At 26.8% G+C, this 1,362-nt stretch carries 2 protein-coding genes; one reads left to right on the plus strand and one right to left on the minus strand.

Translation table 11 applies throughout. From position 1 onward, the window contains the following. On the minus strand, positions 1-252 hold a 252-nt coding region (locus tag ACQCX0_RS05595; protein ID WP_462563185.1), incomplete at its 3' end, for a hypothetical protein. Positions 253-682: 430 nt separating this feature from the next. Between ACQCX0_RS05595 and ACQCX0_RS05600 the strand changes: the two genes are divergently transcribed. After that, entirely contained in the window at positions 683-1,108 is a 426-nt protein-coding gene (locus ACQCX0_RS05600) for a helix-turn-helix domain-containing protein (protein ID WP_462563186.1), read from the plus strand. The last annotated feature ends 254 nt before the right edge of the window (positions 1,109-1,362 follow it).

Raw genomic sequence — 1,362 nt, forward strand, 5'->3', positions numbered from 1 at the left:
TTTAATGTTTTTCCCGTTTATTCTTGCCTCTTTTTTTGCTCTCTCTAATAATCTTACTACTATCTTTTCTCGCACAGAAGCTGGAAAGTTAGAGATGTGGTATTCACGTACTGGTTTGTCTGAGTGTGATAATTTAGCTATCTGGAATAACCAGTTTTCTTCTTTGGCTTTATTCTCAAGGTGAAACCTTGTTAAGTAACCATTAAGTTTTAAGTCCAAAATTTCAGTAATAGAAAAATATTCTTTAAGCATTACCTTCCTTAAATCTATCATCTAGTTTTTTATAGTTATATTCAGACATAGGAATAGGTTTTAACCTATTGTCTTGTGTATTATATCGATTTGGGAAAATTACATGTAAAGCAATATTTAATTCTTTGGCAAGGGCTTTTTCTGCCCCTTCAACTGGATATCACAATGAGCGTCTTGTACTGCCATAATGTAAGCCATATTTTCTATCAATATCTACAAATTTAAGATTCCTCTTTGCTAATAAGTATCTAATTTCATGTATTTGCATTTTGTTCCTTTTAGTTTCTCAAACTACTTTTTTTTTGGTATCTTATTTATATAAATATAAAAATATATTTATTACATATAGCTTAATATTAATATAGTTTTTGCGAATTTACAAGTATAAAAATATAAATAATGCGAATATTCTTCTAATAAAGGATTTATAATGGGTTTAGGTGATTTTGGATATAGATTAAAATTTATTATTAATAAAAAGTTTGGCAGTCAAAAATCTTTGGCTGAAAAACTAAATATAAAAACTAATACTTTAAGTAACTATATAACAGGCAGAACTGAGCCAGATTTACAATCTTTAATACACATATCAGAATCTTTAAACGAATCTATAGACTGGCTATTAACAGGAAAAATGGAGTCTCCACATGTATCTGCTAATTTTGATTTAGAACTATGGGATGAAGTAGTTGATAATTGTTTATTATTTTCTAAAGAACATACTTTTACACCTACGGGTAGATTTTTTTTAGGTATTTATCAATCAGTATTAGAGTTTAGAGAAAAAAATAAAAATATTACAGTAAATGAAGTCATAAATAAACATAAAAGTTTAATATTATCACAAAAGAAATGATTTAATTGTTGTATTATTAACACTATACTATAATTGAATAGTACATACTGTATTGTTTAATTATAACTTAAACTAAGGAGTCTATTATGACAAACTTTATAAACATTAGATGTTTAAAATGCAATAAAAAAATTATTTGAATTTTCTAAAGAAAAGCCTAAATATAAAGATAAAAGATTACTTTTAATACGATGTAATAGGTGTAGATCGGAAGAGCGGTTCAGCAGGAATGCCGAGACCGATATCGTATGCCG

It is taken from the genome of Candidatus Hepatincolaceae symbiont of Strigamia maritima, assembly GCF_055505085.1.

What these genes read in the sequence shown, in the direction of transcription:
- ACQCX0_RS05600 (WP_462563186.1), top strand. Translation starts at nt 683, where the DNA reads ATGGGTTTAGGTGATTTTGGATATAGATTAAAATTTATTATTAATAAA.